The sequence below is a fragment of the uncultured Fibrobacter sp. genome (genome assembly GCF_937877005.1).
Taxonomy (GTDB): Bacteria; Fibrobacterota; Fibrobacteria; order Fibrobacterales; family Fibrobacteraceae; genus Fibrobacter.
In genome coordinates this window covers 21,922-31,563 of sequence record NZ_CALEFV010000168.1, presented here as the reverse complement: position 1 = coordinate 31,563, position 9,642 = coordinate 21,922, and the positions used below count along the sequence as shown (strand labels likewise).

Here is a 9,642-nt window from a genome sequence, read left to right as displayed (position 1 = left end):
AAATACTTTCGGTAGAATTCGCAGACCTTGTCGATGTCTTTTACCCAGATGGCGACGTGTTCGATTTTCATAATCAATCATTAAAATTTCGTGAGGCCTTCAGTCAAGGGACATACAACAGGACCACTTGAATTGAGTGCAGCCCCGATGGTGGCTTCTGTAATGCAGGCGCCGGTCCCTATCAAAAAGTTCCTGATGAAATGGCTTTCTCTTCTAGGTCTATTGATGTCCGGCTCGGATTCGCTGTAAGTTGAATCCGGTTCGGAAGGAATCTCGCCGTAGTTCACCTTAAAGACCATGGCTCGGGTTAGTTTGATGGAATTTGTGTCTTCGGCAGTATTCTTAGGTAAAAGCTGCGCGAAAGACAGGCAAAAAGCTGCCAAGACAATTGCTGATATTAGAAAAAACCTCATATAACCTCCTGTATAGTAATATAACAAATTATGGTGTGAAGGGTTATATCGAAGACAATTTTCAACATCTATTCACATAATCAACAATAATGTTTATGTTCCACGTGAAACGCAACCAAGGTTACCAAGCAAAAATGTGCTTGCACATTTTTATTTGGTAACCGCAGGGTGTCGGACTTTGACCTAGTCAAAGTCCCAACATAATGAGGTGATTTATATTGATAAATTACCTATATTATACTTGAGGTTATTATGATTGAGATTGAAGTTATCCAGGGCGACATCACCAAGCTTGCGGTGGATGCCATTGTGAATGCGGCAAACTGCTCCCTGCTGGGTGGCGGCGGTGTCGATGGGGCAATTCACCGGGCGGCGGGTCCGGAACTTTTGAAGGCGTGCATCCCCCTGAACGGTTGCGAGACGGGCAAGGCGAAAATCACTCCGGGTTTCAGACTCCCAGCCAAGTTCGTCATCCATACTCCGGGGCCAGTTTATCGAGATGGTCAACATGGTGAACCTGCACTTTTGGAATCTTGCTATAAAAGCTGTCTGAGCCTGGCCGAGGAGAACGGCTGCGAGACGGTCGCCTTCCCCGCTATTTCTTGTGGAGTTTATGGCTACCCCTGGGAGGCCGCCACCGAGATTGCCGTGAAGACGGTTCGGGACTTCCCGGCGCAAAAAGTCAAGAAGGTCATCTTCTGTTGCTTTGGCGAGGAGATGGAGAAATTGTATAGAGAGACAGTAGGAAGTAGGCAGTAGGAAGGGGTTGAAGTATTACCTACTATTTTTGTATATTTAGTTCAATTGTTTTAAAAAAGGAAGATTCTCATGGAAGAAGTCGTAAAATTTCTCAAGGAATGTGGCGCCTACTTTTTGGCAACGGTAGACGGTGACCAGCCGCGTGTTCGCCCGTTCGGTACCGCCAACATTTTCGAGGGCAAGCTCTATATCCAGACCGGCAAGTCCAAGGACTGCTCCAAGCAGATCCAGAAGAACGGCAAGGTCGAAATCTGTGCCATGAACAAGGCCGGTAACGAATGGGTCCGCGTCGCCGGAACACTCGTCCGCGACGACCGCCGCGAACCGAAGGTCGACATGCTGGAGCACTACCCCGAGCTCAAGTCGATGTACTCCCCCGACGACGACAACACCGAAACGCTCTACTTCAAGGATGCGACCGCTACGTTCTACAGCTTCACTGCGTCTCCGCGTACTGTGAAACTTTAATTTTTTGAAGTCAACGCACCGGGAATCCTGAATTAAATTCAGGATGATAACTGGCATGTGTTGATAACTTTTATAAACATAATATAAACACCGCGTTTCACGTGAAACACGATGTTTTTTATTTTAGTGGATAAGTTTTGGATTTGTCTAATAGGATTGGCAATAGATTGTTGAAATATCATCGTAAAATGATGTATGTTCCATGTGAAACATAAGTCATTTGTGGATATGTTGTGGTATATGCCCAAATCCTGCGGAATAGCGATTTTGAATTATACACAAGATATCAACAATTGAAACTCCGTAGAATTTTACATTTTATGTAATTCGTGATGAATTGTTGATAATATAGGACGCCCATTTTTTACGGACTAACGCCTGCGGCTTCGAAAATACTGTATTCGGCGCCTCCCCCGCAAATCCGCCATGACTTTCCAGAAGCGGTTTTGCGGGGGCGGGTTGGCATGTGTTGGAAATTAGTTTATTTTTATTAGGCAAAAAAGATTTTTCAGGAGAGGAACACAAATCATGAAATTAGGGCCTTTTTCCTTTGCTATTATGGCGCTTGCCTTTATTGCAGGTGCTACAGCGGTTTTTGCCAAGGAGATCACTTCCGAGGTTCCGGTGCTTTCTGACGGCTGCTACCAGATTTCGACCGCCGAGGAACTTTACGGTTTTGCCGAAATTGTAAACGGACACGATTCTACCGCGGCAAATACTTCTGCCTGCGGTGAACTCACGAAGGATATCGTTGTAAACAAAAACGTCCTGAATAAGTGGAACCTGCTCAATAGTGACAGCGCCGAGACCTTAGCCGTATGGAAACCGATGGTTGACTTTGCGGGAAAATTCGACGGGAATGGTCATACGATTTCGGGGCTGTATTCACCTAACAGTGCGGGTCTTTTTGAGTCGATCACATCTCCGGAGAATTCCGTTGTCGTTGTCCGGGATCTGGGAATACTTGATTCGTACTTTTCATCGACGGATTATCTTGGCGTTCTTGTAAATTTTGTCTACGGGTCTGGAAAGACCCAGATAACCAATTTCTATACATTCTCCACTATCAAGTCCACGAAAAGCAATCCCTATATCGCAGGTGTCGTGGGTTATGTAGGCGGTGCATCATTGACCTTGACAAACTGCTATAGTGTAGCAAACCTTGTAGATAATGGGAATAACTATGATTCCAGATTGCTGGGTTATACAAGGAGTAGTAATGAATCCCTCAATGTCATCAACAGTTATGCGATAAAGCTGAGTTCCTCTAAATATATCGATTATGGAACATTGGTGGATACGGCTGCATTGTTTAATGGTGCGTTGACATTTCTATTGAGAGAAAATGCAGAAGGCTCCATTTGGGGGCAGGATGTCGGCCGTGATCCCTATCCGATTTTTACTGGAACACTCAAGAATTCCATTGCGGATAGGTACAATGTCACATTCCATACTTTCGATAGTGATACGGCTAGATATCTTGACAATTATGTTGCCGGCCTTATTACGATGCTTCCTAAGGGAACGTCCAAGGAAAACCTGGTTTTTGGCGGCTGGTATAGGGATGCCGAATTCAGCGGAGAAAACGATACGGCAATTTCCAATACGACAACGGGCGATCTTGAATACTGGGCTAAGATGTATGACCGTTACAAGGTAACTTACCATCCCAATGGCGGTAAGATGGAAGCGCCTGGGTCTTATATTGGTTGTGGCAATCCAAACAAGAGTTATCAAGATGCACTCATACTGACTGGCGATGTTTCCTGCTATCTGGGAGGTATTGGGAGCAATCTGCGTGATAGTTATTATCGTGACAGCAGCATGTTTCTCGGCTGGTACGACAACGAGGAATTGGCGGGCGATCCTGTCGACTCCATTACAACGAGCGACAAGGGCGACAAGGATTTCTATGCGAAGTGGTACGAATACAAGAGACCGGCGATAGATCCTGAGGACAGCTGCTACATCATTTCGAATGCCGCGGAACTTTATGGATTTTCGGCACTCGTAGACGGATCGTTTACCACAGGAAAATACAATGAGGATGAGCGTCTGGCTAATGTTTGTGGCAAGCTTACGAAGGATATCGTGGTCAACGAGAATGTCTTGAAGCGTGATGGTACGCTCGATAGTTCAAGGATAAACGATTTTATCCCCTGGAAGGAGATAGTTCTATATAATGGATTTTTTGATGGGCAGGGTCACACGATTTCAGGGCTTTATATGGAAGATGCCGATGGAATGTTCTACACGGGGCAACCATATAAGTATGCTGTAACCAAAGTCGTTATCCATAACTTGAAAGTACGGGATTCCTTCGTTTCGAGGCATCTCAGTGTCAGTGTGGGTGGAATTATTGGCAGCCATTCCAATGCCTATGCCCATATAGAAATTGAGAATACGCATTTTGACGGAACCATAGTGGTACCCGGTGGTTACTTGAATGCTCATGTCGGTGGATTGGTTGCAGAAGCCCACAATCTGTTGATTATAAGAAATAGCAGCCATCGTGGACTCATCGATGTTGGGGCAGGTGACGGTGCGGCCGGAGGCCTTGTGGGACTCTCCGACTACTATACGTTCCTTATACAGAACTCCAATGAAGGTCGCTTTGTCGGCGATGAGGAAAAAGAAACCCAATTCCCCACCAGAGGATATGTTGGAGGCCTTGTTGGAGAAGTTTCGACGCACTTTTTCATAGTGAATAACTACAATGCTGCCGACTTTGATTGTCATGATTGTTATGTTAATGGCTTGATAGGGGGCTATTATGTTGAAACCGATCAACGTATTCATGCAAGGGCTCCAGTCAGGCCCGAGCAATCCTTTGTTCTTAATAACCATAGCAAGGGCTCGATTATCAGCGGTGTGCCTTCGGAGCTGGATTATTATTGGGTAGTGATATTCGATAACAACTTCTATCTGGATGGAACGTTGTCTCGCGACAGCATCGGGACTCCGGTCGAAGCTTCGGCGTTTGAAGATGGAACTGTTACAAAGGCGTTGCACGACTATGTGCAAAAGGATGCTCTCGGTAATGAGATAGCGGGCAGTGCTTATGGCGCGAACTGGATTCAGGGCGACGAATATCCCGTATTGACCGGCAGCGAAACGCGCAATGTTGCTTGGTTATATGTGTCCAAAACGCAGGAACCGTATGGTTACGTTCTTTTCTATACGCCCGGACAGGAGATGCCCTTGCCCACACCCTCTCTGAGTGACCAAACATTCTTGGGCTGGGAATATGGTGATGCGCTGGTGACAGAAATTCCTGCCACGGCATCTGGGAATTTGGTCATATCATCGCAATGGAAGTCTATCCCGAGTAGCTCCAGTGTAGCGGCTTCTTCCAGCAGCACGGCTAAATCCAGTTCCAGCGAAGCAAAGTCCAGCTCAAGCAACGCAAAATCTTCTAGCAGTACCGCCAAGTCCTCTAGCAGTTCTGCAGGTGGCAAGTCCAGCTCCAGCAAGGGCAAGGATGCGATTGTCGCCAATGGCATTGTTCCGCAGTTCTCGCTCACTACCGCGGGCCGCGATATCCTGGTGGCTCATGCCCGTGTGGGGGCCGCCTATGCCGTGTTCGATATGCAAGGCCGCATCGTGAAACAGGGACAGGTTGAATCGTCGAATTTTGCCGTGATGGTCGAACGTGCAGGAAACTACTTGGTACGTATCGGTAGCAACTTGCAAATGGTTCGGCTTAAATAAACTAATTGGAATAGTTTGTCTGCATGAAAATCAAGATCCTGTTTGTGTGCCACGGGAACATTTGCCGAAGTCCGATGGCTGAATTCGTGATGAAAAAGTTGGTGCGGGATTTGCCTGCTGAATCGTTAGCGGATGTAGAATTCGAAATTGCGAGTGCCGCGACAAGCACCGAAGAAATCGGGAACCCGGTTTACCCGCCGGCACGCCGCATGCTTGCTATGCACGGAATTGATTGCTCCGGGAAAACGGCACGCCAGATGACTGCCCGCGACTACGAGTATTACGACTACATTGTGCTCATGGACCGTAACAATTTGCGCAACCTGCGCTGGATTTTACCGGCCGACGTGTACGCCCGTGAAACATCTGGCCCGGTGGAAAATCGCAAGGTCTCACTCTTGATGGATTGGGTACACAAGTGCCGGGATGTGGCGGACCCATGGTATACAGGCGATTTTCAGGCTACTTGGGACGATGTAAACGAGGGTTGCAAGGCGATGCTCGCCCAGATTCTGCGATAGATTCGGCTATAGGCCCCTGTTTCAAGACTAAACGATTTTGAATTGGCATGCAATTTGCTAAATTCTCCCCGTAATTTTTTAATCAGAGACCGCGGGCGGTGCCCTCGGCCGTAAAAAGGAAAAAGATGAGCATAGTCGATACCGTTCTTCACAAGATCTTTGGTACCCCGCACGAACGTAAGGTCAAGCAGCTGCGCCCGGTGATTGCCGAAATCCACAAGGCCCGCGAAGCCCTGGAAGCTCTGGATGACGCCGCCCTTGCCGCAAAGAGTGCGGAATTCCGCGAAAAGCTCAAGAATGGCGCTACCCTCGAAGACATCAAGGTCGAAGCTTTTGCCGTCTGTCAGGAAGCCTGCGACCGCCGTCTCGGTATCTTCAACATTTTCAAGCCCGAAAACAATTTTGACTTCAGCCGCCTTGGCCCCGAACTGCAGGATGCCGTGAACGCTGCAAAGGCTGAACTCGAGAGCGGCAAGAACGAATGGGAAGTCTACATGCCGGCCTCCGTTTACGCGAAGGTGCGCGAGCTCTACCCCGATTCCGTGAAACCTTTCCGCATGATGCCGTTCGATGTCCAGATGATTGGCGGCTTGGTGCTGCACGAAGGCGCCATTGCCGAAATGGCGACGGGTGAAGGTAAGACGCTTGCCGCAGCGCTCCCCGTTTACCTGAACGCCCTTAGCGGTCACGGTGTGCACGTGGTGACGGTGAACGACTACCTCGCCGGCCGTGACGCAAAGCAGATGGGCATGGTCTACAAGTTCCTCGGCCTTACCGTGGGCTTGATCGTGAACGGTCTGAACTCCGAGGAACGCCGCGTGAGCTACAACAGCGACGTGACTTACGGTACCAACAACGAATTCGGTTTCGACTACCTGCGTGACAATATGGCGGTGGAACCGAGCCAGCTGGTGCAGCGAGAACTGAACTTCTGTATCGTGGACGAAGTGGACTCCATCTTGATCGACGAAGCTCGTACTCCGCTGATCATTAGCGGCCCCGCCGAAGACGCTACCGAGAAGTACGCGAAGGCGAACGAGATTGCGAAGCAGCTTATCAAGAACAAGGACTTCGGTGTCGATGAGAAGGACAAGAACATCCAGCTCACCGAGAAGGGCGTGAACCACATCCAGGAACTCATGGGCATCACGAACCTGTATGGCGAACATGCCGACTGGGTTCACTTCCTCGACAACTCGCTCAAGGCCTGGTATCTCTACATCAAGGACGTGGACTACATCGTACGCGATGGCGAAATCATCATCGTCGACGAGAACACGGGCCGCCTCATGGAAGGCCGTCGCTACTCTAACGGCATGCACCAGGCAATCGAAGCGAAGGAGAACGTACAGATCCGCCGCGAGAATCAGACACTTGCGACGATTACGTTCCAGAACTACTTCCGCATGTACAAGAAGCTTTCGGGCATGACGGGTACTGCCGAGACCGAAGCTACGGAATTCATCAAGATCTACAACATGAACACCTGGGTCATTCCGACCAACAAGCCCTGCATCCGCAAGGACTTGCAGGACATGGTGTACAAGTCCGAAGACGCGAAGTGGCGCGCTATTGTGGCTGAAATCAAGGAACGCCACGAGAAGGGACAGCCGCTGCTCGTGGGTACTGCATCTATCGAGAAGTCCGAACACCTGCATGGCCTTTTGGAAAAGGAAGGCATTCCGCACGAAGTGCTGAACGCGAAGAACCACAGCCGCGAAGCCGAGATTATCCAGTTCGCCGGTCATGCGGGCAAGGTGACCATTGCAACGAACATGGCCGGTCGTGGTACCGATATTGCCCTTGGCCCGGGAGTCACGGAACTGGGCGGCTTGCACGTGCTCGGCACCGAACGCCACGAGTCCCGCCGTATCGACAACCAGCTGCGCGGCCGTTCCGGCCGTCAGGGCGACCCGGGTTCCAGCCAGTACTTCCTTAGCCTCGACGACAACCTGATGCGTATCTTCGGTGGCGACAGCGTGAAGAACCTGATGACGCGCTTTGGCGTGGGCGAAGACGAAGTGATCACTCACCCGATCGTGTCCCGCAGCATTCGTGGTGCGCAGCGCCGCGTGGAAGGCCAGAGCTTCGATATCCGTAAGCACTTGCTCGACTACGATAACGTGATGAACGAGCAGCGCAAGGTGATTTACGGACTGCGTCGTCGCATCCTGAACGGCGAAGACATTAGCGAAGAAATCATGAACCGTATCGAGGATGCCTGCGACATCAAGGTGTCGAGCTACATTCCGCCCAAGAGCTATGCCGAAGCATGGAATCTCGAGGGATTGCACCTCGATCTGCAGCGCAGCCTTTCGATGGAGTACAGCCTGACGCTCGAGGAGGCTATGAAGAAGACGCCGGAGCAGGTGCTTGACACGATTATCGAAATGTGCAAGGCCCGCTACGACAAGCTCACGAAGATTATTCCGGAACAGGATTTCCGCCAGATCGAACGCCGCTTCCTGTTGATGACGATTGACCAGGTGTGGAAGGAACACCTGTACGCCATGGACCAGCTGAAGGACGCTATCCGTTTCCACGGTTACGCCCAGAAGGATCCGCTGATGGTGTACAAGAACGAAGGTTTCAAGATGTTCGAGGGCTGCCTCGAGAAGATTGCGACACTCACGGCTCTGCGCATCCTGAATATCCGCATTACGCTCCCGAACGGTCAGACGGTTCTCCCCGACATGCTTCGCCTCAAGACACCCGAGGAAATCGAGGCCGAACGCAAGGCCATGGAAGCCAGGCAGGACAACGGTGCTGCCGCTCCGGCCGAAAATGCCGAGCAGATGAGCGCCGAGGGCGCGAAGCCCGCGGGTCTTGCAGGCACTGCGGCGACTTCCGAGACGAATGCCATCAGCGAGGAACAGCAGCAGACCGCACAGCCCATGCCGCAGTCTGCCCTTCCGGGAACTCGCCCGACGGTGCGTCGCACCTACTTGAACCCGGCTGTCGCTGCCGCTGCACGCCGCGCGGCACAGCAGGCTCCGAAGCTTGGCCGCAACGACCTTTGCTGGTGCGGTTCCGGTCTTAAGTACAAGAAGTGTCACGGCAAGGACGTGGAATAATGTGTAATGTGGAAAGGGTGATTTGTCACTCCACATTTCATATCTCGTTTTTGACCACTGCATATGAAAACCGCAAAGCGTTTCTTTTGTCTTGAAGGTATCGACGGATCGGGCAAGTCGACCCATATCGAGAAGCTTGCTTCCGCTCTCGAGGCGGAAGGCTATTCCGTGGTAAAACTGCGCGAGCCGGGTGGTGCGAAAATTTCCGAACAGGTTCGCGGCATTCTTCTGGACCCCGCCTTCAAGGGAATCATGGGCGACAAGACGGAGCTGCTCCTGTACAATGCCGCCCGCGCCCAGGTGATTGCCGAGGTCATTCAGCCGGCACTCGACGCGGGAAAGGTGGTGATTGCGGATCGTTTCGCGTGGAGCACCTTTGCCTACCAGGGATTCGCTCGCGGTCTCGGTACGGAGCTGGTGCAGCGCCTCACCGAAATCACCTGTGACGGCTGCTTTCCTGAGCTTACGGTGGTGCTCGACCTTTCGGTCGAGTGCAGCCGCGCGCGCACGGCGACGCGCGGCGAGGCGCCAGACAGGCTGGAGCAGGAAAAGGCCGACTTCTTCGAGCGTGTCCGCAACGGTTACCTGGCCGCGGCCCGCGACTACCCCGACTGCGTCGTGGCGATAGACGCCGACCGCTCCCCCGACGAGGTTTCTGCCGATTTATACAAACTTATCAAGTCAAGGCTGGATTAG

General features: G+C 51.1%; 8 protein-coding genes. 6 read left to right on the top strand and 2 right to left on the bottom strand.

Features of this window, described 5'->3' with window-relative positions:
- Both Q0628_RS15725 and Q0628_RS08200 read right to left on the bottom strand, forming a co-directional pair.
- Positions 1 to 71 (bottom strand): VOC family protein (locus Q0628_RS15725; RefSeq protein WP_366979105.1); only part of this gene is annotated, 71 nt, incomplete at its 3' end.
- Between the two features lie 9 nt (positions 72 to 80).
- On the bottom strand, positions 81 to 413 hold the full coding sequence (locus tag Q0628_RS08200; RefSeq protein WP_298769958.1) for a hypothetical protein: 333 nt from the start codon (positions 411 to 413) through the stop codon (positions 81 to 83).
- Positions 414 to 665: 252 nt separating this feature from the next.
- Here Q0628_RS08200 and Q0628_RS08195 point away from each other — a divergent pair, with 252 nt between their 5' ends.
- The 6 genes from Q0628_RS08195 (at position 666) to tmk (ending at position 9,642) form a co-directional block, all read left to right on the top strand.
- Positions 666 to 1,172 (top strand): O-acetyl-ADP-ribose deacetylase, encoded by a 507-nt coding sequence (locus tag Q0628_RS08195; RefSeq protein ID WP_298769956.1) that lies wholly within the window; start codon positions 666 to 668, stop codon positions 1,170 to 1,172.
- 69 nt (positions 1,173 to 1,241) lie between these two features.
- Complete coding sequence (locus tag Q0628_RS08190; RefSeq protein ID WP_298769955.1) at positions 1,242 to 1,640, top strand: pyridoxamine 5'-phosphate oxidase family protein; 399 nt, start codon at positions 1,242 to 1,244, stop codon at positions 1,638 to 1,640.
- A 528-nt stretch (positions 1,641 to 2,168) separates the two neighbouring features.
- Positions 2,169 to 5,351, top strand: a complete 3,183-nt coding sequence (locus Q0628_RS08185) for an InlB B-repeat-containing protein (protein WP_298769953.1) — start codon at positions 2,169 to 2,171, stop codon at positions 5,349 to 5,351.
- A gap of 23 nt (positions 5,352 to 5,374) precedes the next feature.
- Entirely contained in the window at positions 5,375 to 5,872 is a 498-nt protein-coding gene (locus Q0628_RS08180; protein ID WP_298769951.1) for a low molecular weight protein-tyrosine-phosphatase, read from the top strand.
- Positions 5,873 to 5,997: 125 nt separating this feature from the next.
- Positions 5,998 to 8,946, top strand: a complete 2,949-nt coding sequence (secA, locus tag Q0628_RS08175) for a preprotein translocase subunit SecA (protein WP_298769949.1) — start codon at positions 5,998 to 6,000, stop codon at positions 8,944 to 8,946.
- Between the two features lie 63 nt (positions 8,947 to 9,009).
- Complete coding sequence (gene tmk, locus Q0628_RS08170; protein WP_298769946.1) at positions 9,010 to 9,642, top strand: dTMP kinase; 633 nt, start codon at positions 9,010 to 9,012, stop codon at positions 9,640 to 9,642.